Genomic DNA, 23,130 nt, shown 5'->3' on the forward strand with positions numbered 1-23,130 from the left:
GCCCCCGTGAGCAACGAGCCCCCCGTGAGCACCGAGCCCGCCGAGAGCACCGAGACGCCAGGAACACCCGACGTCCACGAGCTCCGGGTGACCGATCCGGCCACCGAGGAGCTGATCGCCACCGTGCCGGGCACTCCGCCCGCCGAGGTGGACGCCGCCGTCCGCCGGGCGGCCACCGCCCAGCCCCGCTGGGCGGCCCTCCCGCCGGGCGACCGGGCCCGCCGGCTGCGGCGGTTCGCCGACGCCGTCGACGCGCACCGGGAGGAGCTGGCCCGGCTGGAGGTCGCCGAGGCGGGCCACCCGATCGGCAACGCCCGCTGGGAGGCGGGCAACGTGCGCGACCTGCTGGAGTACGCGGCCGGCGGGGTGGAACGCCTGACGGGGCGGCAGATCCCCGTGCCCGGAGGAGTGAACCTCACCTTCTGCGAGCCGCTGGGGACCGTCGCCGTCATCGCTCCCTGGAACTTCCCCATGCCCGTCGCCGCGTGGAGCACCGCCCCCGCTCTCGCCGCGGGGAACGCCGTCCTGCTCAAGCCGGCCGAGACGACCCCGCTCACCGCGCTGCGGCTGGCCGAGCTCGCCCTGGCGGCGGGGCTGCCCCAGGGCCTCTTCCAGGTGCTGCCCGGCGCGGGCGCCGTCACCGGGCGTGCCCTCGTCGACCACCCCGGCGTCGCGAAGGTCGCCTTCACCGGATCGACGGCCGTCGGCAAGGAGGTGATGAGCCGCTGCGCCGCGCACGTCAAGCGGGTCACCCTGGAGCTGGGCGGCAAGAGCCCGAACATCGTCTTCGCCGACGCCGACCTGGAACGGGCCGCGGCCGCCGCGCCCGCGTCGTTCCTCGACAACACCGGCCAGGACTGCTGCGCGCGCAGCCGCATCCTGGTCCAGCGGGAGGTCTACGACCGCTTCCTGGCTCTGCTGGAACCCGCCGTGCACGCCTTCACCTGCGGCGACCCCAGCGATCCGGGCACCGCCATGGGGCCGCTCGTCTCCGCCGCCCAGCGCGACCGCGTCCGCTCCTTCGTCACCGAGGACGCCCCGGCCGCCATCCGTGGCACCGCGCCGCAGGGCAAGGGCTACTGGTACCCGGCCACCGTCCTGGAAGGCCGCCCCGGGGACCGCGTCGCCGTGGAGGAGATCTTCGGACCCGTCGCCGTCGTGCTCCCCTTCACCGACGAGGCCGACGCCGTCCGGCAGGCGAACGCCACCCCCTACGGGCTGGCCGGGTCGGTGTGGACGCGCGACGGCGCACGCGCCCTGCGTACGGCCCGGGCCGTCGGCGCGGGCAACCTCTCCGTCAACTCGCACGCCGCCGTGCGGTACTGGACGCCCTTCGGCGGCTTCAAGCAGTCCGGACTCGGCCGAGAGCTGGGGCCCGGCGCACTGTCCGCGTTCACCGAGACGAAGAACGTCTTCATCAGCACCGAGGAGCAGCAGTGACCGGAACCGAAGCGGACGCGCGGCACGGCGGAGCGGTGTGCCGGAGGCTGGTCGGCCGGACGGCCGTCGTCACCGGGGCCGGCAGCGGCATCGGGCTGGCGACCGCGCGGCGGCTGGCCTCCGAGGGCGCCCACGTGGTCTGCGCCGACGTCGACGCCGAGCGGGGCGAGGCCGCCGCCGAGGAGACCGGCGGCCTGTTCGTGGCCGCCGACGTGACCGATCCGGCGCAGGTCGAGGCGCTGTTCGCGAGGACGCACGACACCTACGGGTCCGTCGACGTCGCCTTCAACAACGCCGGCATCTCCCCACCGGACGACGACTCCATCCTCACCACCGACCTCGACGCCTGGCGCCGCGTACAGGACGTCAACCTCACCTCCGTCTACCTGTGCTGCAAGCACGTCATCCCGTACATGCGGCGCCAGGGGCGCGGCTCGATCATCAACACCGCCTCCTTCGTCGCCAAGATGGGCGCCGCCACCTCGCAGATCAGCTACACCGCCTCCAAGGGCGGGGTGCTCGCGATGTCCCGGGAGCTGGGCGTGCAGTTCGCCCGCGACGGCGTCCGCGTCAACGCGCTGTGCCCCGGCCCCGTCAACACGCCGCTGCTGACCGAGCTGTTCGCCAAGGACCCGGAACGGGCCCGGCGCCGCCTGGTGCACATCCCGCTCGGCCGCTTCGCCGAGCCGGAGGAGATCGCCGCGGCCGTGGCGTTCCTCGCCAGCGACGACGCCTCGTTCGTGAACGCGGCCGAGTTCCTCGTCGACGGCGGTATCGCGGGGGCCTACGTCACCCCGCTGTAGTCCGCGTCGGACCGCACCACTCCGCACCGGCGCCGTCGGCCGCCCCCGCCGCACGGGACCGTACCCCATCGGTCCCGGCGCGGGGCGGTCGTCGTGCGTTTGTGCGCAACTTCTCCGGCACGCCCGCGCCGAGCGGCAGGCTGCGGTCCGTATCCGGGGGGCCGTGCGACCGTAGGAGGAACGATGCGACCCAACCGACGTGCGGTGACCGGGCCCGTACCGACCCGGCTCGGGCTGGTCACCATCGCCGCAGTCATCCTGATCGCCGTCGCCGCGATCCTGGTCGCGCTGCAGGGCGGCAGCAGCCAGGCCGACGTCACCGGCGCCTCCGGCGCCGAGCCGGTGCCCGTCCCGGCCGGTGGCGGACCGCACGCGGACGGCGGTACCCACCAGGACGCGGGCGGCGAGGACGGCGCGGTGCCCGAGGGCGGCGACATCGGCACGGTCACCGAGGTCGACCGGGAGTTCCTCGTCGCCGTCCGGCAGGCGGGGCTGTGGGAGATCCCGGCCGGCCGGCTCGCCCAGACCAACGCCTCCAGCGAGGCCGTCAAACGGGCGGGCCTGCACCTGATGGACGGCCACGCCCAGCTGGACCAGCTCGTGCGGGAGGACGCCAAGCTCCTCGGCGTCGAGATCCCCAACGAGGCCACCGCCGAACAGCGGCAGTGGGTCGAGCAGTTGCGCAACGCGGAGGGGGCCGAGTTCGACAAGCTGTTCGCCAACGTCCTGCGCGCCTCCCACGGCAAGATCTTCGCCACCATCGGCAAGGTCCGGGGCGCCACGCAGAACGACCTCATCCGCCGTCACGCGCGGCAGGCCAACCAGACGGTCCTGGACCACCTGGAGGTCCTGGAGGACACCGGACTCGTGGACGCCGCGACCTTCGAGGAGGTCGAGAAGGCCGTCTCCGGCTGACCGGTGCGCGAACCGCCCGGCCGGAAGCCGCCGGTGCCGGTGGGAGCGGGTTGCCGCACCCACGGGCACGCACCGTAGAGTGACGCACACACCATGACCGACGGGTCCGCGGCCGGCCGCCGCGGGCCGAACGGCCGACCCGCTCACCGGGACGGCACGCGACGCGCGAGGGGGTGCCGGTGAGCACTGAGGCGGATCCGGCGAGCGCATCCCCGCCCCCGCCCCAGCGGCCCGCCGGCTCCCCGCGCCCGGACACGCCCCCCGCCTCCCCGGCCCCGCGCGCGCGGCGTGCCGCCCTCCCGGTCCAGCCCGGCCCGCCGCCACCGGAGCGGCTGCCCGCCCTTCCGGGGCGCGCCCCCGGGCCCGACGCGCCCGCGCCCCCCACGGCCGCCCCGGCACCGTGGCCGCTGGACGGGCCGGAGGCGCCGCCCCCCACGGCCCCCACGGCCCCCGCGCCGCCCGGGCCCCCGGAACCCGCGCGCCGCAGGCGGTCCCGCACCGTGGCCGCCGCCCTGTGCCTCGTCCTGGGAGTGGGACTCCTCGGCGGCGGGATCGCGGGCGCGTGGCTGCGGGGCGGTCCGAGCGGCGTGCCGAGCACCGAGGAGACGTTCCGGGCCTCCCGCGACCTGTGGCGCGAGGTGCCCGTCGACACCCTCTTCCCGCCCGAGCTGACCGGGGAGAACGCCGGTCCGGGCGGCGCCGACCGCCGGTGGATACGCGCCGCCGTCGCCCCCGACTCCGGCTGCGCGCAGGCCTTCGACGAACTGCTGGCCAAGGCGCTCGCGCCCGTCGGCTGTCTGCGCCTCCTGCGCGCCACCTATGTCGACGAGACGTCCTCCACCCTCACCACCGTCGGCGTCGTCTTCACCAAGGCCGACCCCCCGGCCATGCGGGAGCTGCGGGAGCGGTTCACCGACCGGGACGGCGAGCACCTGGAGAGCCGCACGGACCTCATGCCCCGCCCCTACGCGGAACGCGGCACGGACACCGCCGGTTTCGGCGACGCCCAGCGGGCCAGCTGGACCGTCCGCGTCGGCACCTCGCTCCCGGTGGTCGTCTACACCGTCTCCGGCTTCGCCGACGGCCGTACCGTCAGCGATCCGCAGCCCGCCGGGCGCGCGGTCCGGGACGGGGAGACGAGCGCCGCCGCCCAGGCCGGGCTCGGTCACGCGTCCCGGGGCATCGCGGACCTCGTCGAGGACACCCTGAGCGACGCCGCGGCCGACGCGGTGCGGGAGGACCGGTGAACCGCGCGCGCGGCACCGGCCGCGCCCTGCCCGGCGGCCCTCTCCTGCTCCTCGCCCTCACCCTCCCCCTCCTCGTGGTGTGCTCGCTCCTGACGGCCCCGGCGGCGCACGCGGACACCATCCGTGAACGCCAGTGGCCGCTGGACGCGATCGGCGCCCGCCAGGCGTGGGAGACGACCAGGGGCGCGGGCGTCACCGTCGCCGTCCTGGACACCGGGGTCGACGCCGGTCATCCGGATCTGGCGGGGGCGGTCGTCGAGGGCAGGGACATGGTGGGCCTCGGGGCCGAGCCCGGCGACGAGGCGTGGGCCCGGCACGGCACCGCGATGGCGGGCATCATCGCCGGACGCGGCCACGGGCCGGACCGTGCGGACGGTGTCCTCGGCGTGGCCCCGGAGGCCACGATCCTGCCCGTGCGGGTGCTCCTGGAGGAGACCGATCCGGCGCGCGAGGAGGCCCGGGACGCCGAGGGCGGCGGCGCGCTCGCCGAGGGCATCCGCTGGGCCGTCGACCAGGGCGCCGACGTCATCAACCTCTCCCTCGGCGACGACAGCGCCTCCGCCCACCCGGACCCGGAGGAGGACGCCGCCGTCCGGTACGCGCTGCGCCGGGGCGCCGTCGTGGTGGCCTCGGCGGGCAACGGCGGCGAGGACGGCGACCCGGTCTCCTACCCGGCGGCCTATCCCGGCGTGATCGCCGTCACCGCCGTGGACCGCTACGGGGAGCGGGCTCCCTTCTCCACCAGCCGTTGGTACGCCACCGTGGCCGCGCCGGGCAAGGACGTGGTGATAGCGGACCCCGACCGGCGCTACTACCGGGGCTGGGGCACCAGCGCCGCCGCCGCCGTCGTCTCCGGCACGGTCGCCCTCGTCCGCTCCGCCCATCCGGAGCTGAGCCCGGCGCAGATCAAACGGCTCCTCGCCGACACCGCCGGGGCCACCCCGGCGGGCGGGCGCAGCGACGCGCTCGGCACCGGCGTGGTCGACGCGGCCGCCGCCGTCGAGGTCGCGGCGACGCTGGAGCTCGGCCCCCGCAACCCCCGGGCCCGGGAACACGCGGCCGAGTACTTCGGCCCCGGCCCGGCGCCCGGGTCCGGCGGCGCGCCCGGCTGGCCCGCCGTCGCCGCCTGCGTGGCCGGCGTCGTCCTGGTCGGTGCGGCCGTGGGCCTCCACACGGGCGGACGCCCGCGCCGCAGGCCGTGACGCGCGGGGGCTACCCTCGTCGGGTGGCGCTCAAGAACATCCCCGATCCCGGCTTCGCGGACGACGACGGCTCGGCCGACCCTGCGCTCGCCGAGGCACTGACCGCCTGGTCCGAGGACCGGGGCGCCGAGCCGCGCGTCCTCGCCGCCCTGGCCCGGGCGCGGCTGCTCGTCCCGGTGGTCGCCCTGCTCGGCGAGGTGGAGACGGGCCCCGACGGGCTGCGCCGCGACAAGACCAGCGACATGGCGGTCCCCACGCTCACGGCCCCCGGCGGCCGCAAGGCGCTTCCGGTGTTCACCTCCACGCGGTCGCTCGCACGCTGGCGGGAGGACGCCCGTCCGGTCGCCGTCGGCCTGGGGCGGGCCCTTCAGGCGGCCGCGCACGAGCGGGCCGACACCCTGGTCCTCGACCTCGCCGGGCCGGTGACCTACCAACTCACCGGGGCCGCGCTGCGGGCCGTGGCCGCCGGACGGGCCGACGACGCCGGTCCGCTCGCCGACCCCGCCGTGACGCACGCGGTGCGGGCGGTCGTCGCGGCCGATCCCGGCGTGGCCGGCGCGCACCTGGCCCCCGGCGGCCGGGCCGACGGCACCCTGGCGCTGGAGCTGGCCCCCGGTGCGCAGGCGCGGGAGACGGCCTCCCGCGTCGCCGGCGCCCTGGCGGCCGACGCGGTGCTGCGCGAGCACCTCGTCCGGGGCCTGGAGCTGGCCCTCCTGCCACCGGGGACGGAGCTGCCGGGGACGCCGCTGTTCAGCCGTACACCGGGCCGGTGAACTTCTCGCCGGGCCCCTGACCGGGCTCGTCCGGCACGACGGACGCCTCGCGGAAGGCCAGCTGGAGGGACTTCAGACCGTCCCGCAGCGGCGCCGCGTGGTAGGAGCCGATCTCGGTGGCGCTCGCCGTCACCAGTCCGGCCAGCGCCTGGATCAGCTTCCGGGCCTCGTCCAGGTCCTTGTGCTGCTCGCCCTCCTCGGCCAGACCGAGGTTCACGGCCGCCGCACTCATCAGGTGCACCGCGACGGTGGTGATCACCTCGACGGCCGGGACGTCGGCGATGTCGCGCGTCGCGGCGTCGAAGTCGGGCGCCTGCCCGGCGCCGGGTCCGCCTGCGGTCTCGGCGGCCACGGTCTCGTCCGGGCCGGGGGAGGGGACGGCGTCGCTCATCGTCGTTCTTCGCTTTCTCGCAGCCGGAGGGTCGCGGACCAGCCTAGGCCGACCCCGGCGCCCGCCCCGACCGGGCCCGTCGCGGGACCTTCGGGGTCCCCGTCGCGGTCTCCCGGCGGTCCCTGGCGGGCGGCTCGTGGCCCGGGGGCGGTGGCCCCGGAGCTCGTGTAACATTGACGACGACCGGTCGGACGTCTGCGCGCCAGCGCGGTTGCCCGGCCCGCAAGTGGAGGCTCCGATCTCCCACCTGTACCGGCCTCGCGGTCGGCAGGTCAAAGGTCAGGTCGCGCCCCGCGGTGAACGCGGCGGTGCTCCCGGTCTGCGCGGAGCCCCGTCTTGTGTCCCGTCCGGGGCGTTTCTCACGTCGCGCCCACGACGGGTCGGTCTCACCACACAGAAACGTGACGCGGCTGTCCGCCAGGCAGTTGCGTGGTGCTACCTAGGAGGCCCCATCAGCGCCGAGCCCCGCATCAACGACCGGATTCGCGTCCCCGAGGTGCGACTCGTCGGTCCCAGTGGCGAGCAGGTCGGCATCGTGCCGCTTGCCAAGGCCCTGGAGCTCGCACAGGAGTACGACCTCGACCTGGTCGAGGTGGCCGCGAACGCACGGCCGCCCGTGTGCAAGCTCATGGACTACGGGAAGTTCAAGTACGAGTCGGCCATGAAGGCCCGTGAGGCGCGCAAGAACCAGGCGCACACGGTCATCAAGGAGATGAAGCTCCGGCCGAAGATCGATCCGCACGACTACGACACCAAGAAGGGTCACGTCGTCCGGTTCCTCAAGCAGGGTGACAAGGTCAAGATCACGATCATGTTCCGCGGTCGTGAGCAGTCGCGTCCGGAGCTGGGCTTCCGGTTGCTGCAGCGCCTCGCGGAGGACGTCCAGGACCTGGGGTTCATCGAGTCGAACCCCAAGCAGGACGGCCGCAACATGATCATGGTGCTTGGTCCGCACAAGAAGAAGACGGAAGCCATGGCCGAAGCCCGGCAGGCGCAGGCAGCCCGCAAGGAAGCACAGCGAGGTGCCGCTCCCGCCGAGTCCGCCGAGGAGCCGGCCGAGGCGTGAGCCTCGCCGGGGCCGCCGGGCCCCGGTACGTCCCACCAGAAACAGCTGACGTTCCCGCCTGCCCGCCCCTTCCGGGCGCAGCCGACGGGAACGCCACCGATGAGGAGAGAACGGCGACATGCCGAAGAACAAGACGCACAGCGGTGCGAGCAAGCGCTTCAAGATCACCGGCTCCGGCAAGGTGATGCGTCAGCGCGCCGGTCGCCGCCACCTTCTCGAGCACAAGCCGTCGACGCTGACGCGCCGTCTCGCGGGCAAGACCGAGATGGCTCCGGCCGACGCCAAGAAGATCAAGAAGCTTCTCGGCAAGTGAGCCGACGGCCCGCCCTCCGGGGCAGGGCCTCGCTCGACGACCGGGACCTCATCGAAGTCCGGGCCGCGCGCACGCAGCGCGGCCCCGCTACAAGGAGTTAACACGTGGCACGCGTCAAGCGGGCAGTCAACGCCCACAAGAAGCGCCGGGCGATCCTGGAGCAGGCCAGCGGCTACCGCGGTCAGCGCTCGCGCCTGTACCGCAAGGCGAAGGAGCAGGTCACCCACTCGTTCGTCTACAACTACAACGACCGCAAGAAGCGCAAGGGCGACTTCCGTCAGCTGTGGATCCAGCGGATCAACGCCGCCGCCCGCGCCAACGGCATGACCTACAACCGCTTCATCCAGGGCCTGAAGGCCGCTGAGGTCGAGGTGGACCGCAAGATCCTCGCCGAGTTGGCCGTCAACGACCCGAACGCGTTCGCCGCGCTCATCGAGGTCGCCAAGAAGGCGCTCCCCAGCGACGTCAACGCGCCGAAGGCCGCCTGAGTCCCCGGCTGATCCCTTCGCACCGGACCCGCAGGCCCCCGGGCCTGCGGGTCCGGCGCGTGTCCGGCCCGCCGGTGCGACCGGGCGGACCGGCGGGCCGGCTGATGATCCCGTACCGACGAAAGGCGGGAACCGCCGCACCATGGCCACTGCCGAGCTGATCTCCCCGCGCAACCCCCGGGTCGTCTCCGCCCGGCGACTGGCCCGCCGCGCCACCCGGGCCCGGGAACGCCGTTTCCTCGCCGAGGGCCCGCAGGCGGTGCGCGAGGCCGTCGCCCACCGCGACACCCTGAGCGAACTCTTCGCCACCGAGGAGGCGTGCGTACGCCACGCAGAGATCGTCGGCGCCGCACGGGAGGCCGGGGTCCGGGTCTCCCTCGCCTCCGACGCGACGATGGCGGACATCTCGCAGACCGTCACACCGCAGGGTCTGATCGGGGTCTGCCGGTTCCTGGACACGCCCTTCGACGCCGTCCTCGCCGCGCGCCCCCGCCTCGTCGCCGTCCTCGCCCACGTCCGGGACCCGGGCAACGCCGGCACGGTGCTGCGCTGCGCGGACGCCGCCGGGGCGGACGCCGTCGTCCTCACCGACGCTTCCGTCGACCTCTACAACCCCAAGTCGGTACGCGCCTCCGCCGGCTCGCTCTTCCATCTCCCGGTCTCCGTGGGCGTGCCGGTCGCGGCGGCGGTGAGCGGTCTGCGGGAGCACGGCGTGCGCGTCCTGGCCGCCGACGGAGCGGGCGCCTCCGACCTCGACGACGAACTGGACCGGGGCGCGATGGGCGGCCCCACGGCGTGGATCTTCGGCAACGAGGCGTGGGGCCTCCCGCCGGAGACCCGGGCGCTGGCCGACGCGGTCGTGCGCGTCCCCCTGCACGGCCGCGCGGAGTCCCTCAACCTCGCCACCGCCGCCGCCGTCTGCCTCTACGCCTCCGCCCGGGCCCAGCGCCGCAGCTGAGCCGGGGGAGCGGCTGACCCGGGGGAGCAGTGAACGGACTACAATACCCCGAGGGGTACCTCTGAAGGAGTCCTCTGAAGGAGGATGCGTGGAACTGGACATGGCGGCCGACGAGCTGAAGAGCGTGCTCAACCGGTTGCGGCGGGCGCAGGGGCAGATCGCGGGAATCATCAGGATGATCGAGGAGGGCCGGGACTGCGAGGACGTCATCACGCAGCTCGCGGCGGTCTCGCGGGCCCTGGACCGGGCCGGGTTCGCGATCATCGCGACGGGCCTGCAGCACTGCATGGCCGAGGGCGGGCAGATGGACGTGGACCGGGACCGCATGCGCGCCCGGCTGGAGAAGCTGTTCCTGTCGCTGGCCTGAGCCGGGTCCGCCCGCGCCGGGTCCGCCCGCGCCGGTAGGCCGGGTTCCGGCCGATTCCCGGGCCGGAAAGCACCGATGGGCCCCCCGAAGGTGGGCACCTGCGCCGTATGGCTGTGGCGGGTGACCGGCGTGAGTAAGGTGCGGGGTCGAGGCGCACGGGGGGAAGGGGACCACCACATGCCGGACACGGCCGGGCTCGGGCTGGAGCCGGACGACCTGCCCGACGGTCTGGTCGTCGCCGACGAACGCGGGCTGGTGGTGTGCTTCAACACCGCCGCCGCGCGCATCGCCGACCGCCGCCCCGAGGAGGCGCTCGGCCACCCCATCGACCGGGTGCTGCCGCTGCAGGACCTGGAGGGCCGCCGCTGGTGGCAGGCGACCGACCCCTACGGCGGCCCGGCCATCCGGCGCGGCCAGCCGGAGCGGAACCTCCTGCTGCCGGGAGGCCGCGAGGTGCTCGTGACGGCCCGGTACGTGCGGACGCGCCCGACCGGGCCCGTGCGGCGGCTCGTGGTCTCCCTGCGCGGCACCGAGGCCCGGCGCCGCACCGAGCGGCGGCACGCCGAGCTCATCGCCACCGTCGCCCACGAGCTGCGCTCCCCGCTCACGTCCGTGAAGGGCTTCACCGCGACCCTCCTGGCCAAGTGGGAGCGCTTCACCGAGGACCAGAAGCGCCTCATGCTGGAGACCGTCGACGCGGACGCGGCCCGCATCACCCGGCTCATCGCCGAACTGCTGGACATCTCGCGCATCGACTCCGGCCGTCTGGAGCTGCGGCGCCGACCGGTGGACGTCGTCGCCGCCGTGTGCCGCCACGTCGAGGGGCACCTGGCGGCCGGTGAGCCGGCGGAGCGCTTCGCGCGCCACGTCACCGGGCCGCTGCCCGCGCTGTGGGCCGACCCGGACAAGCTGGACCAGGTGCTGGGCAACCTGCTGGAAAACGCCGTGCGCCACGGCGCCGGAACCGTCACCATCGAGATAGCCCCCGCGCCGCCCGGCCGGGCGGTACCGGAGGGCATCACCGTCACCGTGAGCGACGAGGGCCCCGGCATCCCGGAGGAGTCCATGAGCCGTGTGTTCACCCGGTTCTGGCGGGGCAGCAGGCGCGGCGGGACGGGGCTCGGCCTCTACATCGTCAAGGGCATCGTCGAGGCGCACGGCGGCACGATCACCGTCGGCCGCTCCGCCGCGGGCGGCGCGCAGTTCCGGTTCACCCTGCCCGTGGGGGTGCCGGCCGTCCTCACGTGATCAACTGGACCACAGGCACCTTCGAGGTCCACGAAGATCCACCACGGTCCGCCCGGCGTCACCCGCGGGCTGCTCCGCGTCCATGTCCGGACGCCCTGCCCCGTAGACTCGTGCTCCGGCACCGACCGCGCCACAGCGGTGTCGGAGCGGCTCACAGCGCAAGGCGTCAGCCAATCGGAAGTACGGGAAAGTACGGGAAATCATGTCGGCACCCAACAAGTCGTACGACCCGGTCGAGGTCGAGGCACTGAAACCGGAAGCCATCGAGCGAGCGCAGCGGGAGGCGCTCACCGCCATCGCCGAGGCGGCGGACCTGGACGCGCTGCGCGAGGTGAAGGCCGCCCACGCCGGTGACCGCTCCCCGCTGGCCCTGGCCAACCGCGAGATCGGCGCCCTGCCCCCGCACGCCAAGGCGGACGCGGGCAAGCGCGTCGGCGCGGCCCGGGGCGCGGTGAACAAGGCCCTGGGGGCGCGCCAGAAGGTCCTGGAGGCGGAGCGCGACGAGCGGGTCCTGGTCGAGGAGGCGGTGGACGTCACGCTGCCGTACGACCGGCTGCCCGCCGGGGCCCGTCATCCGCTGACGACGCTGATGGAGCGCATCGAGGACGTCTTCGTGGCCATGGGCTACGAGGTCGCCGAAGGGCCCGAGGTCGAGACGGAGTGGTTCAACTTCGACGCCCTCAACATCGGCCCGGACCACCCGGCCCGCACCACCGCCGACACCTTCTTCGTGGCCGACGGCGGCCGGAAGGACGCCGAGGGGGCCGAGGGCTCCGGGCTCGTCCTGCGCACCCACACCTCCCCGGTGCAGGCCCGCGCGCTGCTCGGCAGGGAACTGCCCGTCTACGCGATCTGCCCGGGCCGCGTCTACCGCACCGACGAGCTGGACGCCACGCACACCCCCGTCTTCCACCAGGTCGAGCTGATCGCGGTGGACGAGGGCCTGACGATGGCGGATTTGAAGGGCACCCTGGACCACATGGTCCAGGCGCTGTTCGGGGCCGGGATGCGCACCCGGCTGCGCCCGAGCTACTTCCCCTTCACCGAACCGTCCGCCGAGATGGACATGGTCTGCTACGTCTGCCGCGGCGCGTCGGTGGGCGACCCCGAGCGGCCGTGCCGCACCTGCTCCTCGGAGGGCTGGATCGAGCTGGGCGGCTGCGGCATGGTCAACCCGCGGGTCCTGACGGCCTGCGGCATCGACCCGGACCGCTACAGCGGCTTCGCCTTCGGGTTCGGGATCGAGCGGATGCTGATGTTCCGCCACAACGTCGAGGACATGCGAGACATGGTCGAGGGTGACGTGCGTTTCACCCGGCCGTTCGGGATGGAGATCTGATGCGCGCCCCGCTTTCCTGGCTGCGGGAGTACGTCGACCTGCCGGCCGGTGTGACCGGCCGTGAGGTCGCCACGAAGCTCATCGCGGCCGGCCTGGAGGTCGAGACCGTCGACCAGCTCGGCGCCGGTCTGACCGGTCCCCTCGTGGTCGGCAAGGTGCTGGCCGTCGAGGAGCTGACGGAGTTCAAGAAGCCCATCCGCTACTGCCAGGTGGACGTGGGCGACGCCAACGGGAGTGGCGAGCCGCAGAACATCGTCTGCGGTGCCACCAACTTCGCCGTGGGCGACAAGGTGGTCGTCGTCCTGCCGGGCGCCGTGCTGCCCGGCAACTTCGCCATCTCCGCCCGCCGCACCTACGGCAAGCTCTCCGAGGGCATGATCTGCTCCGCCGCCGAGCTCGGCATGGGTGACGACCACGACGGCATCATCGTCCTGCCGCCCGAGTACGAGCCCGGCACCGACGCCGTCGAGCTGCTGGAGCTGCGCGACGAGGTGCTGGACATCGCCGTCACGCCCGACCGCGGCTACTGCCTCTCGCTGCGCGGCATCGCCCGCGAGACGGCGACCGCCTACGGGCTGCCGCTGCGCGACCCGGCGCTGCTGGACGTCACGGCACCGGGCGCGTACGGGCCCGCCGTCAACGTCGTCGACACCCACGGCTGCGACCGCTTCATCGCCCGCGCCGTGACGGGCGTACGCCCCGAGGCCCGGTCCCCGATCTGGCTCCAGCGACGGCTCCAGAAGGCCGGGATGCGCTCCATTTCCCTCGCCGTGGACGTCACCAACTACGTGATGCTCGAACTCGGCCAGCCGCTGCACGCCTACGACCGCGGCCGCGTCGAGGGCCCGATCGGCGTGCGCCGCGCCGAGCCGGGCGAGAAGATCGTCACGCTGGACGGGGTGACGCGCGCCCTCGACCCGCAGGACCTGGTGATCACCGACGACTCCGGCCCGATCGGGCTCGCCGGGGTCATGGGCGGTGCCCACACGGAGATCTCCGACGCGCACGACGCCCTCGTCGACCCGGTCTCCGGGCAGGCCGAGGGAACCCGCGACGTCGTCATCGAGGCCGCGCACTTCGACCCCGTGACGGTGGCCCGCACCGCGCGGCGGCACAAGCTCAGCTCGGAGGCGTCCCGCCGGTTCGAGCGCGGTGTGGACCCGGAGGCCGCGCCGGCCGCCGCCCAGCGTGCGGCGGACCTGCTGGTGCTCCTCGCCGGGGGCACCGCCGAGGCCGGCGTCACGGAGGTGCGCAGCGCCACCGCGCCACGCACCGTCACCATCGCCGCCGACCTCCCGGACCGCGTCGCGGGCGTCGCCTACGGGCGCGAGAGCGTCGTGCGCCGCCTCCAGCAGGTCGGCTGCGACGTGACCGGCACGGACGAACTGACGGTCACCGTGCCGAGCTGGCGTCCCGACCTCACCGACCCGAACGACCTGGCCGAGGAGGTCATCCGGCTGGAGGGCTACGAGAACCTGCCCTCCACCCTGCCCCGCCCGCCCGCCGGACGCGGTCTGACCGAGGCCCAGCGCCTGCACCGCCGGGTCGGCCGGGCGCTCGCCGGGGCCGGGTACGTCGAGGCGCTGAACTACCCGTTCCTCGGCGACGCGGCCTTCGACCGGCTCGGCCTGCCCGCCGACGACGCCCGCCGCCGCACGGTGGCCCTCCTCAACCCCCTCTCCGACGAGGAGCCCGCGCTGCGCACCACGCTGCTGCCCGGGCTGCTCGGCGCGCTGCGGCGCAACGACGGGCGCGGGAGCCAGGGTGCGCAGGGCGGCATCGCCCTCTTCGAGACCGGCCTGGTCTTCCGCCCGAGCGGCGACGAGCCGACGGCCGTGCGGCTGCCGGTGGACGCCCGGCCGAGCGCCGACGATATCGCCGCGCAGGACGCCGCGCTCCCCGCGCAGCCGCTGCGGGCGGCGGTCGTCCTCGCCGGTGCCCGCGAGCAGCACGGCTGGTGGGGCGCCGGACGTCCGGCGACCTGGGCGGACGCCGTGGAGGCGGCCCGGGTCGTGGCCCGGGAGGCGGGCGTTCAGCCCGAGGTCGTCGCCGACCGGCACGAGCCGTGGCACCCGGGGCGCTGCGCGGCGCTGTACGTCGAGGTCGCGGGGGAACGCACGCTGCTCGGCCATGCGGGGGAGCTGCACCCCCGGGTCACCAAGGCGTTCCAGGTCCCGGCGCGGACGGCGGCGATGGAGCTGGACCTGGACGTCCTGCGGCGCGCCTCGGTCGGTGCCGTGCCGGCGCCCCGGGTGTCCACCTACCCGGTGGCCACGCAGGACGTCGCCCTGGTGGTTCCCGAGGCCGTCCCCGCCGTGGACGTGGAGGCCGCGCTGCGCTCGGGGGCGGGTGACCTGCTGGAGTCGCTGCGGCTGTTCGACGTCTTCACCGGTGAGCAGCTCGGCGCGGGCCGCAAGTCCCTCGCCTACGCGCTGCGGTTCCGGGCCCCCGACCGCACGCTCACGGCCGAGGAGGCGTCGGCCGCACGGGACGCCGCCGTGGCCGCCGCCGTCACCGCCACCGGCGCCGAGCTGCGCGCCTAGGCACGCAGCGGTCACCGGTCACCGGTCACGCCGCCGGAGACGGCGAAGGGGCCCGGCCGGACACGTTCCCACGTGTCCGGCCGGGCCCCTTCGTGCTGGGGACGCGGCGTGCGTCAGCCCGCGTACGGGTAGAAGCCCGCGCCGGTCTTGCGGCCGAGGCGCCCCGCGTCGACCATGCGCTGGAGCAGCGGGGGAGCGGCGTAGAGCGGCTCCTTGAACTCCTCGTACATGGAGTACGCCACCGAGGCGACCGTGTCCAGGCCGATGAGGTCCGCCAGTTTCAGCGGGCCCATGGGGTGGGCGCAGCCCATCTCCATGCCGTTGTCGATGTCCTCGCGGCTGGCCGTGCCGTTCTCGAACATGCGGATCGCCGAGAGGAGGTAGGGGATCAGCAGGGCGTTGACGACGAAGCCCGAGCGGTCCTGGGCGCGGATCGCGTGCTTGCCCAGCACCTTCGTCACCGCCTCCTCGGTGCGGGCGACGGTCTCCTCGGAGGTCGTCAGCGCGGGGATGAGCTCCACCAGCTGCTGCACGGGCGCGGGGTTGAAGAAGTGGATGCCGATGACCTGGTCGGGGCGGGAGGTCGCGACCGCCAGCTTCACCAGGGGGATCGAGGAGGTGTTCGACGCGAGGATCGCGTCCGGCCGGGTCACGACCTGGTCGAGCACCTGGAAGATCTCGGTCTTCACCTGCTCGTTCTCGACGACGGCCTCGATGACGAGGTCGCGGTCGGCGAACTCGCCCAGGTCGGTCGTGAACGTCAGCCGCTCCAGCGTCGCGTCCCGCTCGGCCTCGGTGATCTTCCCGCGCGCGGCGGCCCGGTCCAGGGAGTTCACCAGCCTGGTGCGGCCCAGTTCCAGGGCCTCGCCGGTCGTCTCGGCGACCATCACGGCCAGCCCGGCCCGCGCACACACCTCGGCGATGCCGGCGCCCATCTGGCCGCAGCCCACCACTCCGACGCGTTCGATGTCGGTCACATCGTGCCTTTCGCTTCGTCCCGGTCGCGACGCACAGCCGCGAGGGTGGTGGCCGCGTCGCCTCGCCGACCGACGTTACCCCCGTCCGCCGTCGGAGTGAGGGGCGGGTGTCCGGTTCGCCGGTCCCGCGCCGGATCTGAGTGTTCCTCCCCGGACGGGCGGCCCCCGGGGTGCATCCTGGGCGTGATCACCCAAAGTGACGACCCAGTGGCAAGGAGACGTGATGGGGCACTTCACGCGGCGGGCGTTCGCGGCGGTGGCGGTGGCGGGGCTGTCCGGCACCCTGGGCTCCTCCGGGGCCGCCGCCCGTCAGGAGGAGGCGCACCCCCGAAGCTCCTGGCCGCCTCCGGCCGGGGGTGGCGGGGGCCGGCGCTTCCCGATGCGGGGCATGTGGATCGCCACCGTGGAGAACATCGACTGGCCCCGTGCCACCGGGCTGGACGCGGCCACCCAGCGGCGTCAGCTCACCGCGCTGCTCGACACGGCCGTCCAGCGGCGGCTGAACACCGTCATGCTCCAGGTCCGGCCGACCGCCGACGCGCTGTGGCCCTCGCGGTACGAGCCGTGGTCGGCGTGGCTGACCGGCGTCCAGGGGCGCTCGCCGGGCTGGGACCCGCTGGGCTTCGCCGTCCGGGAGGCGCACGCGCGCGGGCTGGCCCTGCACGCCTGGTGCAACCCCTACCGCGTCGCCAACCACGACGATCCCACCCGGCTGTCCGAGGAGCACCCGGCGCGGCGGCGTCCGGACTGGGTCGTGCCCTACGGCGGCAAGCTGTACTACAACCCCGGGCTGCCGGACGTCCGCCGCTTCGTGCAGGACGCCATGTTCGACGCCGTCGAGCGGTACGACGTCGACGGGCTGCACTGGGACGACTACTTCTACCCGTACCCGGTCGCCGGTGAGTCCTTCGACGACGACGCCGCCTACCGCGCGCACGGCGGGGGGTTCGGCAGTCGCGCGGCCTGGCGCCGTGCCAACGTCGACCTGCTCGTCCGGGAGGCCGGTGAGCGGCTGCGCCGGTCCCGGCCCGGCGTGCGGTTCGGGGTGAGCCCGTTCGCGGTCTGGCGCAATCGGGAGACCGACCCGGAGGGGTCCGACACGCGGGCCGGCGTGCAGACCTACGACGACCTCCACGCCGACACGCGCGGCTGGGTGAGGAACCGGCTGATCGACTACATCGTGCCCCAGGTCTACTGGAACCTGGGCTTCCCGGCGGCCGACTACGCGACGCTCGTCCCCTGGTGGGACGAGGTGTGCCGGGGCACCGGGGTGGAGCTCTACATCGGCGAGGCCCTGTACAAGGTGGGCACGGCCGGCCAACCCGAGGCGTGGCACGACCCGGAGGAACTCTCCCGCCACCTCACGTTCTGCCGCGACCACCCGCGCGTCAAGGGGCACGTCTTCTACTCGGCGAAGCACGTCGCGGCGGACCCCCTCGGGGCCATGAGCCGCGTCGTCGGCGACCACTACCGGTGACGACGCGGGCGGCGGCTCAGCGCCCGGTCTCCCGGGGGTGCCGCACGACGGAGTCGGGGCCCGGGGACATGACGGTCTCGTGCCCGTCGTCGAAGCGCACCCGGTAGGGCGGCTCCCCCTGCGGCCCGAGGACCTCGACGATCTCGGCCGTGCGGTCGTGCTGACCCACCACGCGACCGTGGACCAGCAGCTTGTCGCCCTTCTCAGCGTGCATGACCGACTCTCCTGACTGCCCGATGTGTGTCGTTCCGTGCCAGTTTAGGACGGCTCCCGCCGCCCGCCACCGGACGCCCGCCGCCGCCCGCCACCCGAGCCCCGCAGGGCGGTGCGCTGGGTGACGACGATGCAGGCCAGCACGGCGACGGCGGCCGCCGGGGCGAGCGGGCCCGGCGCCTCCCCCAGCAGGAGCACCGCCCACACCAGGGTGAGCAGGGGCTGCGCGAGCTGGAGCTGACTGGCCCGGCCCACGCCGATCGCGGCCATCCCCCGGTACCAGACCACCATCCCCAGGCACTGCGAGCCGACCACCAGCCAGGCCAGCCCCGCCACCGTGCGACCGGTGACGTCCACGGGCTCGGCCGCCAGGACCAGCAGTGCGCCGGGGACGGCCAGGGGCAGGCACAGGACCAGCGCCCAGCCGATCACCTGCCAGCCCGGCAGCTCCCGGCTGAGCCGCCCTCCCTCGGCGTACCCGGCCGCGCAGATGACCAGCGCGGCGAAGAGGAGCCCGTCGGCCGCGCCGAGCCCCCCGCCGCCGTGCTGGATCGCGAAGGCCACCACGACGGCCGCTCCCGTCAGGGCCGCCGCCCAGAACGGCCACGCGTGGCGGGTGTGGTGGCGCCAGGCGCTGTAGGCCGCCGTGGTGAGCGGCAGCAGCCCGACCACGACGGCCGCGTGGGAGGTGCTCGACACCTGGAGGGCCAGCGTCGTCAGCAGGGGGAAGCCGACGACGACGCCGGCCGCCACCACGACGAGCCCGGCGCGGTGTCGCCGGGCCGGCAGCGGGGCGCGCAGCGCCAGCAGGCAGGCCAGGGCCAGGAGGCCGGCCAGGGTGATGCGGGTGGTCGTCACCGACCAGGGGCCGAGGCCCTCCAGGGCCCAGGCGGTGCCGGGGAAGGTCAGGGAGAACGCGACGACGCCGAGGGCGGCCTGCACCCGCCCCCAGCCGGTACCCGGGGTCGGTGTCAGATCCGCGACCTCGGCGGCCGCCGGTGCCGGGAGGTCGGAGGTGGGGACCGCTATCGCCTGCGGTGCGGTAGCGCTATCCTTTATCGTCATGAACCAGAGTAGCAGTGTCGCCGAGCTCGCCAGAAGCCTGCGCGATGAGGTGATCCGCTACCCGGTCGGTGAGCGGCTGCCCTCCAGCCGGGCTCTCATGGACCGCTTCAGGGTCAGCCCCGTCACCGTCAGCCGGGCCCTCGCGCAGCTCGCGGCGGAAGGGCTGGTCGTCACCCGCCCCGGAGCCGGTGCCTACCGGGCCGCCCCCGTCGACGCCGCCGGGCAGCGCGGCGACACGTCCTGGCAGGAGGTCTCCCTCAGCGCCGAGCCCGCCGCCGACCAGGTGCCCCGCACGGTCGACGCGACCGGGCTGCTGGCCACCCTCCGGCCCCCCGGGCCGGGCGTCATCGGCCTGCACAGCGGCTACCTGCCCCCCGCCCTCCAGCCCGAACGGGCCCTGTCGGCCGCGCTCGCCCGCGCCGGACGCCGCCCCGACGCCTGGCAACTCCCGCCGCTGGAGGGCGTGGCCGAGCTCCGCTCCTGGTTCGCCCGCGACATCGCCGGCCCGGGCGGCCCCCGGACGCCCGGTGAGGTGCTCGTCACGGCGGGCGGGCAGAGTGCCATCACCACGGCGCTGCGCGCCCTGGCCCCGCCCGGCGCCCCCGTCCTCGTCGAGTCGCCGACCTACCCCGGACTCCTCGCCGTCGCCCGCGCCTCCGGGCTGCGGCCCGTCCCCGTGCCCGCCGACGCCGACGGGGTGCGGGCGGACCTGCTGGCCGACGCCTTCCGGGCCACCGGCGCCCGGCTCTTCGTCTGCCAGCCGCTGTTCCAGAACCCCACCGGCGCCGTCCTCGCCGACGACCGCCGCGCCGCCGTCCTGGCCGCCGCCCGCGAGGCCGGGGCCTTCATCGTCGAGGACGACTACGCCCGCCGGCTCGCCCACGAGGACGCGGGGCCGCTGCCGCCCACCCTCGCGGCCGAGGACCCCGACGGCGTCGTCGTCCACCTGTGCTCACTGACGAAGGTGACCTCCCCGAACCTGCGGGTGGGGGCCATCGCCGCCCGGGGGCCGGTGCTGGAGCGCCTGCGGGCCGTCCAGGTCGTCGACAGCTTCTTCGTGCCGCGCCCCCTTCAGGAGGCCGCGCTCGAACTCGTCGGCGCGCCCGCGTGGCCCCGGCACCTGCGGGCCGTCGCCGCCGAACTGCGGGCCCGCCGTACCGCCCTGCTCGCGGCGCTCGGCAGCGAACTGCCCCACCTCGCCCCCGCTCAGGTCCCACGCGGCGGCTTCCACCTGTGGCTGCGCCTGCCGCCCGGCACCGACGAGGCCGCCGTGACGGCCGCCGCCCAGCGGGCTGGCGTCGCCGTCGCGCCCGGCCGTGCCTACTTCGCCGCCGAGCCCCCCGCGGCCCATCTGCGGCTGTCGCTCGCCACGGCGGCCGGGACGGCCGAACTGGTCGAAGGCGTCCGGCGGCTGGCCGCCGCCTGCCCGCCGCCCGCCGGATAATCGCTTGCCGCCCCGCGTGCGGGCTGCCAGCCTGCCCGCATGATCGACGGCTACGACCTCTCCACCGACGCCGGCCGCCTCGACCTGGACCGCGTCCACCACTGGCTCTCCACGGACGCGTACTGGGCGCTGGGCCGCAGCCGGGAGAAGCAGGAGCGCGCCGTCGCCGGCTCGCTCAACTTCGGCGTCTACGCCCGCTCCGACGGCGCACAGGTCGCCTACGCCCGGGTCGTCACCGACCACGCGACCTTCGCCTGGCTCTGCGACGTCTACGTGGCCCCCTCCGCCCGGGGCGCCGGGATCGGTACCGCGCTCGTCGAGGCGGTCTGCGCGGAGCTGGAGCCGTCCGGTCTGCGCCGCGTCCTGCTGGCCACCGCCGACGCGCACGGGCTCTACGCCAAGGCGGGATTCCGGCCGATGCCCGAGCCGGACCAGTACATGGCGCGCGGCCGCCCCTGAGGTTCTCCGGAAACAGGCTGCCGAAGGGATCGAACAAACGCGCCGGGCGCTCTACCATCGCGCAATGCGCGCCCGACTGACGCTGCTCGCCGCCGCCCGGAGCGCACCCCTGCTCGACGCCCGGTTCGACGACGACCGCCCGCTGGACGACGCCGGGTGGCGCGAGGTCCGGCGCAGGGTGCCCGCCCTGGCCCCGCTGGCCGCCGCCGAGCTGCGGTACTGCTCGCCCTCGACGGGCTGCCGCGAGACGGGCCGGGCCCTCGGCCTCGCGCCGCTCGCCCAGCCGGCGCTGCGCGACTGCGACATGGGCCGCTGGTACGGACTCACCCTGCGGGAGGTCACCGCCCGCGAGCCCCGCGCGGTGGCCGCCTGGCTGTCCGACCCCTTCGCCGCGCCGCACGGCGGCGAGTCCCTCGCGGCCTTCATCGCCCGTGTCGGCTCCTGGCTGGACACCCGGCCGCTCGACGGCGAGGGGTCGATCGTCGCGGTCGCCGAGCCCGCCGTCGTCCGCGCCGCGCTGTGCCACGCGCTGACGGCCGCCCCGGCGGCGTACTGGCACCTCGACGTCCGGCCGCTCGCCGCCGTCACCCTGACCGGCCAGGCGGGGCAGTGGTCCCTGTCCGTGACCTGAGGCGCCTGGCGACCCGCCGCCCGGCATCCCACGCCGAGCGGTTTTGAACGTGTTCAATTCCCTGCGCTAGGGTCGGGGCGGAACCGACGAGGGAGCGCGATGAGGATAGTGATACCGGGCGGGACCGGCCAGGTCGGCACCGTGCTGAACCGCGCCTTCACGGCGGCGGGGCATGACGTCGTCACGCTCACCCGGCAACCGGTGCGGGCGGGCGAGGTTCACTGGGACGGCGAACGGCTCGGCCCGTGGGCGGAGGTGATCGACGGCAGCGACGTGGTCGTCAACCTGGCCGGGCGCAGCGTCAGCTGCCGCTACACCGACGCCAACCTGCGCGCCATGCTGGACTCGCGGGTGCGCTCCACCGAGGCCGTCGGGCAGGCGATCGCCGCCGCCGCCCGGCCGCCGCGCGTCTGGCTCCAGATGAGCACCGCCACGCTCTACGCCCACACCTTCGACGCCCCGCACGACGAGGCGACCGGCCGGGTCGGCGGCAGCGAGCCGGACGTCCCCGGCTACTGGGCGTTCAGCGTCCGCATCGCGCAGGAGTGGGAGCGTGCCCAGGAGCAGGCCGACACCCCGCACACCCGCAAGGTCGCCCTGCGCTCCGCCATGGTGATGAGCCCCGACCGAGGAGGCGTCTTCGACGTCCTGTCCTGGCTCGCCCGGCTCGGTCTCGGCGGCCCGGTCGCCGGCGGCGCCCAGTACGTGTCGTGGATGCACGACCACGACTTCGTCCGCGCCGTCGACTTCCTGATCGCCCGGGACGACCTCGACGGCCCGGTCAACCTCGCCGCCCCCGAGCCGCTCCCGCAGCGCGCGTTCATGCGGGCGCTGCGGGCCGCGTGGGGGGTGCCGCTGGGGCTCCCGGCGACGCGCTGGATGGCCGGACTGGGCGCGCTGGCCCTGCGCACCGACACCGAGCTGCTGCTCAAGAGCCGACGCGTCGTCCCCGGCCGGCTTCAGGGGGCGGGCTTCACGTTCAGGCACCCGCAGTGGGCCGACGCCGGGGCCGACCTCGTACTCCGCTACCGGACGCGCTCGGCGTAGGCGCGCACGGCGTCGCGCACGAACGCCGCCGTGTCCGCGTCGCGCTCCCCGTCCAGGGCCTTCGCGGTCTCCGTCGGGCCGAGGCCGAGGTCGCGCAGGAGGCGGACGCGCTGCAGCCGCACCAGGGCCGCCTCGTCGTAGGGGTGCTGGCCGCCGGGTCCGGTCCGGCTGGGCGGCAGCAGGCCGATCGCGTCGTAGTGCCGCAGGGTGCGGCTGGTCGTTCCCGCCGCGCGGGCCTCTTCTCCGATGGGCCGTTCCCTCGCCGAGACCTCCGATCCGTCGGCGGCGGCGACGCTACGCCCTGCCGCGACGTCAACCGCAACCACCGCGCCGGGATGACTGATCCCCGCCCGGTGGGTACGCGCAGGACATGACCGAACAGGACCGGCAACAGCCCAAGACGCCCGACCTCCCGCCCACCCACGAGGCCCCCGACCTGCCCGAGGCGGAGCGGCTGAAGCACGAGAAGGACCGCCGGGAGGCGGAGGACTACGACCACGACGACGGCGGCTCCGCCGAGCCCACCGACTGACCGGGAGGGGCGGGCGGGTCCGCGGCCGTCCGTTCCCGGGCCGTACGCTCGCCCGTGAGCGGCCCCCCCGCCCGCGCTCCCGCGCGTGCCCGCGCCCGTGTACGCCCCGGCAAAGGCGCCGGACGCCGATGGGGCTTCGGATCGCGATTGCATAAAACTGTGCTGCTTCGTATAGTCATGCCATCGAGGAGG

The 23,130-nt window shown here is 74.9% G+C and carries 25 protein-coding genes; 20 read left to right on the forward strand and 5 right to left on the reverse strand.

From position 1 onward, the window contains the following. Positions 1 to 87 precede the first annotated feature (87 nt). The 6 genes from V6D49_RS24205 (at position 88) to V6D49_RS24230 (ending at position 6,380) form a co-directional block, all read left to right on the forward strand. Complete coding sequence (locus V6D49_RS24205) at positions 88 to 1,440, forward strand: aldehyde dehydrogenase family protein (RefSeq protein ID WP_445330662.1); 1,353 nt, start codon at positions 88 to 90, stop codon at positions 1,438 to 1,440. Continuing rightward, positions 1,437 to 2,243 carry a 3-oxoacyl-ACP reductase gene (locus V6D49_RS24210; RefSeq protein WP_340562925.1) on the forward strand — a complete coding sequence of 269 codons (807 nt, stop codon included), beginning with the start codon at positions 1,437 to 1,439 and terminating at the stop codon, positions 2,241 to 2,243. The genes V6D49_RS24205 and V6D49_RS24210 overlap by 4 nt, the downstream gene beginning before the upstream one ends. 183 nt (positions 2,244 to 2,426) lie before the next feature. Further along, positions 2,427 to 3,158: a DUF4142 domain-containing protein gene (locus tag V6D49_RS24215; protein ID WP_340562926.1), complete on the forward strand. Its 732-nt coding sequence runs from the start codon at positions 2,427 to 2,429 to the stop codon at positions 3,156 to 3,158. Between the two features lie 179 nt (positions 3,159 to 3,337). Further along, positions 3,338 to 4,405 (forward strand): hypothetical protein, encoded by a 1,068-nt coding sequence (locus V6D49_RS24220; protein WP_340562927.1) that lies wholly within the window; start codon positions 3,338 to 3,340, stop codon positions 4,403 to 4,405. A 26-nt stretch (positions 4,406 to 4,431) separates the two neighbouring features. Continuing rightward, on the forward strand, positions 4,432 to 5,607 hold the full coding sequence (gene mycP, locus V6D49_RS24225) for a type VII secretion-associated serine protease mycosin (protein ID WP_445330663.1): 1,176 nt from the start codon (positions 4,432 to 4,434) through the stop codon (positions 5,605 to 5,607). A gap of 23 nt (positions 5,608 to 5,630) precedes the next feature. After that, positions 5,631 to 6,380, forward strand: a complete 750-nt coding sequence (locus tag V6D49_RS24230; protein WP_340562929.1) for an SseB family protein — start codon at positions 5,631 to 5,633, stop codon at positions 6,378 to 6,380. Here the strand turns inward: V6D49_RS24230 and V6D49_RS24235 are convergent. Further along, entirely contained in the window at positions 6,358 to 6,771 is a 414-nt protein-coding gene (locus V6D49_RS24235; protein WP_340562931.1) for a DUF1844 domain-containing protein, read from the reverse strand. The genes V6D49_RS24230 and V6D49_RS24235 overlap by 23 nt on opposite strands. A 451-nt stretch (positions 6,772 to 7,222) precedes the next feature. Between V6D49_RS24235 and infC the strand changes: the two genes are divergently transcribed. From infC to pheT, 8 genes are all read left to right on the forward strand, one after another. Continuing rightward, positions 7,223 to 7,837 (forward strand): translation initiation factor IF-3, encoded by a 615-nt coding sequence (infC, locus tag V6D49_RS24240; RefSeq protein ID WP_340564273.1) that lies wholly within the window; start codon positions 7,223 to 7,225, stop codon positions 7,835 to 7,837. 118 nt (positions 7,838 to 7,955) lie between these two features. Beyond that, the gene (rpmI, locus tag V6D49_RS24245) at positions 7,956 to 8,150 is read left to right on the forward strand and encodes a 50S ribosomal protein L35 (protein ID WP_093850868.1); all 195 of its coding nucleotides are present in this window, start codon (positions 7,956 to 7,958) and stop codon (positions 8,148 to 8,150) included. A 104-nt stretch (positions 8,151 to 8,254) separates the two neighbouring features. Further along, on the forward strand, positions 8,255 to 8,638 hold the full coding sequence (gene rplT, locus V6D49_RS24250) for a 50S ribosomal protein L20 (protein WP_191208896.1): 384 nt from the start codon (positions 8,255 to 8,257) through the stop codon (positions 8,636 to 8,638). Between the two features lie 142 nt (positions 8,639 to 8,780). Continuing rightward, positions 8,781 to 9,596, forward strand: coding sequence for a TrmH family RNA methyltransferase (locus tag V6D49_RS24255; protein ID WP_340562933.1), 816 nt, complete (start codon positions 8,781 to 8,783; stop codon positions 9,594 to 9,596). Positions 9,597 to 9,684: 88 nt separating this feature from the next. After that, complete coding sequence (locus V6D49_RS24260) at positions 9,685 to 9,963, forward strand: metal-sensitive transcriptional regulator (RefSeq protein WP_340562934.1); 279 nt, start codon at positions 9,685 to 9,687, stop codon at positions 9,961 to 9,963. A gap of 177 nt (positions 9,964 to 10,140) precedes the next feature. Beyond that, the gene (locus V6D49_RS24265; protein ID WP_340562936.1) at positions 10,141 to 11,211 is read left to right on the forward strand and encodes a sensor histidine kinase; all 1,071 of its coding nucleotides are present in this window, start codon (positions 10,141 to 10,143) and stop codon (positions 11,209 to 11,211) included. A 202-nt stretch (positions 11,212 to 11,413) separates the two neighbouring features. Next, positions 11,414 to 12,550 carry a phenylalanine--tRNA ligase subunit alpha gene (pheS, locus tag V6D49_RS24270; protein ID WP_340562938.1) on the forward strand — a complete coding sequence of 379 codons (1,137 nt, stop codon included), beginning with the start codon at positions 11,414 to 11,416 and terminating at the stop codon, positions 12,548 to 12,550. Further along, a complete protein-coding gene (pheT, locus tag V6D49_RS24275) occupies positions 12,550 to 15,093 on the forward strand; it encodes a phenylalanine--tRNA ligase subunit beta (RefSeq protein ID WP_340562940.1) in 2,544 nt (847 codons plus the stop codon). The genes pheS and pheT overlap by 1 nt, the downstream gene beginning before the upstream one ends. Positions 15,094 to 15,206: 113 nt before the next feature. Here pheT and V6D49_RS24280 read toward each other — a convergent pair whose 3' ends face one another. Further along, on the reverse strand, positions 15,207 to 16,070 hold the full coding sequence (locus V6D49_RS24280) for a 3-hydroxybutyryl-CoA dehydrogenase (RefSeq protein WP_191208902.1): 864 nt from the start codon (positions 16,068 to 16,070) through the stop codon (positions 15,207 to 15,209). A 223-nt stretch (positions 16,071 to 16,293) separates the two neighbouring features. On the opposite strand from V6D49_RS24280, the gene V6D49_RS24285 reads away from it, so the two are divergent. Then, on the forward strand, positions 16,294 to 17,547 hold the full coding sequence (locus V6D49_RS24285) for a glycoside hydrolase family 10 protein (RefSeq protein ID WP_340562942.1): 1,254 nt from the start codon (positions 16,294 to 16,296) through the stop codon (positions 17,545 to 17,547). A 16-nt stretch (positions 17,548 to 17,563) separates the two neighbouring features. On the opposite strand, the gene V6D49_RS24290 is transcribed toward V6D49_RS24285, so the two are convergent. Beyond that, complete coding sequence (locus V6D49_RS24290; protein ID WP_340562945.1) at positions 17,564 to 17,761, reverse strand: DUF1918 domain-containing protein; 198 nt, start codon at positions 17,759 to 17,761, stop codon at positions 17,564 to 17,566. Positions 17,762 to 17,805: 44 nt separating this feature from the next. Continuing rightward, positions 17,806 to 18,825 (reverse strand): DMT family transporter, encoded by a 1,020-nt coding sequence (locus V6D49_RS24295; RefSeq protein WP_340562947.1) that lies wholly within the window; start codon positions 18,823 to 18,825, stop codon positions 17,806 to 17,808. Here V6D49_RS24295 and V6D49_RS24300 point away from each other — a divergent pair. From V6D49_RS24300 to V6D49_RS24315, 4 genes are all read left to right on the forward strand, one after another. Then, positions 18,824 to 20,269, forward strand: coding sequence for an aminotransferase-like domain-containing protein (locus tag V6D49_RS24300; RefSeq protein ID WP_340562949.1), 1,446 nt, complete (start codon positions 18,824 to 18,826; stop codon positions 20,267 to 20,269). The two genes, V6D49_RS24295 and V6D49_RS24300, sit on opposite strands and share 2 nt — an antisense overlap. 39 nt (positions 20,270 to 20,308) lie before the next feature. Further along, entirely contained in the window at positions 20,309 to 20,728 is a 420-nt protein-coding gene (locus V6D49_RS24305; protein WP_340562952.1) for a GNAT family N-acetyltransferase, read from the forward strand. A gap of 64 nt (positions 20,729 to 20,792) precedes the next feature. Next, positions 20,793 to 21,359, forward strand: coding sequence for a histidine phosphatase family protein (locus tag V6D49_RS24310; RefSeq protein ID WP_340562955.1), 567 nt, complete (start codon positions 20,793 to 20,795; stop codon positions 21,357 to 21,359). A 99-nt stretch (positions 21,360 to 21,458) separates the two neighbouring features. Beyond that, entirely contained in the window at positions 21,459 to 22,406 is a 948-nt protein-coding gene (locus V6D49_RS24315; protein WP_340562958.1) for a TIGR01777 family oxidoreductase, read from the forward strand. Here V6D49_RS24315 and V6D49_RS26270 read toward each other — a convergent pair. Continuing rightward, on the reverse strand, positions 22,385 to 22,732 hold the full coding sequence (locus V6D49_RS26270; protein ID WP_445330596.1) for a MerR family transcriptional regulator: 348 nt from the start codon (positions 22,730 to 22,732) through the stop codon (positions 22,385 to 22,387). The two genes, V6D49_RS24315 and V6D49_RS26270, sit on opposite strands and share 22 nt — an antisense overlap. 44 nt (positions 22,733 to 22,776) lie before the next feature. Here V6D49_RS26270 and V6D49_RS24325 point away from each other — a divergent pair, with 44 nt between their 5' ends. Then, positions 22,777 to 22,938: a hypothetical protein gene (locus V6D49_RS24325; RefSeq protein ID WP_340562960.1), complete on the forward strand. Its 162-nt coding sequence runs from the start codon at positions 22,777 to 22,779 to the stop codon at positions 22,936 to 22,938. The last annotated feature ends 192 nt before the right edge of the window (positions 22,939 to 23,130 follow it).

It is taken from the genome of Streptomyces sp. GSL17-111 (assembly GCF_037911585.1).
In the GTDB taxonomy this organism is placed as follows: Bacteria; Actinomycetota; Actinomycetes; order Streptomycetales; family Streptomycetaceae; genus Streptomyces.

What these genes read in the sequence shown, in the direction of transcription:
- V6D49_RS24325 (WP_340562960.1), top strand. Translation starts at nt 22,777, where the DNA reads ATGACCGAACAGGACCGGCAACAGCCCAAGACGCCCGACCTCCCGCCC.
- pheS (WP_340562938.1), top strand. Translation starts at nt 11,414, where the DNA reads ATGTCGGCACCCAACAAGTCGTACGACCCGGTCGAGGTCGAGGCACTG.
- V6D49_RS24235 (WP_340562931.1), bottom strand. Translation starts at nt 6,771, where the DNA reads ATGAGCGACGCCGTCCCCTCCCCCGGCCCGGACGAGACCGTGGCCGCC.
- V6D49_RS24285 (WP_340562942.1), top strand. Translation starts at nt 16,294, where the DNA reads ATGGGGCACTTCACGCGGCGGGCGTTCGCGGCGGTGGCGGTGGCGGGG.
- rpmI (WP_093850868.1), top strand. Translation starts at nt 7,956, where the DNA reads ATGCCGAAGAACAAGACGCACAGCGGTGCGAGCAAGCGCTTCAAGATC.
- V6D49_RS24300 (WP_340562949.1), top strand. Translation starts at nt 18,824, where the DNA reads ATGAACCAGAGTAGCAGTGTCGCCGAGCTCGCCAGAAGCCTGCGCGAT.
- V6D49_RS24305 (WP_340562952.1), top strand. Translation starts at nt 20,309, where the DNA reads ATGATCGACGGCTACGACCTCTCCACCGACGCCGGCCGCCTCGACCTG.
- V6D49_RS24290 (WP_340562945.1), bottom strand. Translation starts at nt 17,761, where the DNA reads ATGCACGCTGAGAAGGGCGACAAGCTGCTGGTCCACGGTCGCGTGGTG.
- pheT (WP_340562940.1), top strand. Translation starts at nt 12,550, where the DNA reads ATGCGCGCCCCGCTTTCCTGGCTGCGGGAGTACGTCGACCTGCCGGCC.
- V6D49_RS24255 (WP_340562933.1), top strand. Translation starts at nt 8,781, where the DNA reads ATGGCCACTGCCGAGCTGATCTCCCCGCGCAACCCCCGGGTCGTCTCC.
- V6D49_RS24315 (WP_340562958.1), top strand. Translation starts at nt 21,459, where the DNA reads ATGAGGATAGTGATACCGGGCGGGACCGGCCAGGTCGGCACCGTGCTG.
- V6D49_RS24295 (WP_340562947.1), bottom strand. Translation starts at nt 18,825, where the DNA reads ATGACGATAAAGGATAGCGCTACCGCACCGCAGGCGATAGCGGTCCCC.
- V6D49_RS24265 (WP_340562936.1), top strand. Translation starts at nt 10,141, where the DNA reads ATGCCGGACACGGCCGGGCTCGGGCTGGAGCCGGACGACCTGCCCGAC.
- V6D49_RS24310 (WP_340562955.1), top strand. Translation starts at nt 20,793, where the DNA reads ATGCGCGCCCGACTGACGCTGCTCGCCGCCGCCCGGAGCGCACCCCTG.
- V6D49_RS24215 (WP_340562926.1), top strand. Translation starts at nt 2,427, where the DNA reads ATGCGACCCAACCGACGTGCGGTGACCGGGCCCGTACCGACCCGGCTC.